General features: G+C 68.0%; 1 protein-coding gene. It reads left to right on the plus strand.

Annotated elements, in window-relative coordinates; translation table 11 throughout:
- A partial coding sequence (locus AOK11_RS38000) for an SDR family oxidoreductase (RefSeq protein WP_055598164.1) occupies positions 1 to 772 on the plus strand: 772 nt, incomplete at its 5' end.
- Positions 773 to 818 lie beyond the last annotated feature (46 nt).

Here is an 818-nt window from a genome sequence, read left to right on the forward strand (position 1 = left end):
GGTAACGGGTGCCAACTCGGGTATCGGCCTGGCGACGGCCGTTGCCTTGGGCCGGGCGGGAGCGGACGTCGTGGTGAACTACGTCGTTGGCGCGGGCGAGGCCGAGGAGGTCGTGAAGAAGATCGAGGGCTTCGGTGTCCGCGCTTACGCCCACGAGGCCGACGTGTCCGACGAGGACCAGGTGGTCGCCATGGTCGCGCGGATGGTCGAGGAGTTCGGCACGATCGACATCATGGTGGCCAACGCGGGCCTTCAGCGGGACGCGGCCGTGACGGAGATGACGCTCGCCCATTGGCAGAAGGTCATCGACGTCAACCTGACCGGCCAGTTCCTCTGCGCTCGGGAGGCCGCCAAGGAGTTCGTGCGGCGCGGTGTGGTGCCGGAGGTGTCCCGATCGGCCGGGAAGATCATCTGTATGAGCTCGGTCCACCAGATCATCCCGTGGTCGGGACACGTGAACTACGCCTCCTCCAAGGGGGGTGTGGGCATGCTGATGCAGACGCTGGCCCAGGAACTGGCCCCTCAGCGGATCAGGGTCAACGCGGTCGCACCCGGCGCCATCCGCACACCGATCAACCGCGACGCCTGGTCCACCCCCGAGGCCGAGGCCGACCTGCTGCGCCTCATTCCGTACCGCCGCGTGGGCGACCCGGACGACATCGCCAACGCTGTCGTCGCCCTGTCGTCCGACCTGCTCGACTACGTCGTCGGCACCACGCTCTACGTCGACGGCGGAATGACGCTCTTCCCCGGCTTCGCCACCGGAGGCTGATCTCCGATGCGGGATCATGTCACGCCCCGCCGGGTGGTGATCCTGG

Source organism: Streptomyces hirsutus (genome assembly GCF_001418415.1).
GTDB classification, from domain to species: domain Bacteria; phylum Actinomycetota; class Actinomycetes; order Streptomycetales; family Streptomycetaceae; genus Streptomyces; species Streptomyces hirsutus.